We start from the raw sequence: 239 nt of genomic DNA on the forward strand, positions 1-239 counted from the left end.
ACCTGAGGCAAGGTGGCGAAGCCCTGCTGGTGTTCCCCGGCGCCGATGCCTATGTCAGCCCCGGTTACTACCCGAGCAAGACCGACAACCCCAAGGTGGTGCCAACCTGGAACTACCTGGCGGTGCACGCCTATGGCCCAGCCGAAGTGATCCACGAAGCCGAAACCTTGCTGGCCATTGTCAGCCGACTGACCGAGCGCCACGAACAAGGCCGCGACGAACCGTGGAAAGTAACCGAC

General features: G+C 62.8%; 1 protein-coding gene. It reads left to right on the top strand.

Annotated elements, in window-relative coordinates; genetic code table 11:
* Positions 1–239, top strand: a 239-nt coding sequence (locus FQ668_RS28170; protein ID WP_144180874.1) for an FMN-binding negative transcriptional regulator, incomplete at both ends; no start/stop codon positions are given.

It is taken from the genome of Pseudomonas sp. Kh14 (assembly GCF_900291005.1).
GTDB classification, from domain to species: Bacteria; Pseudomonadota; Gammaproteobacteria; order Pseudomonadales; family Pseudomonadaceae; genus Aquipseudomonas; species Aquipseudomonas alloputida.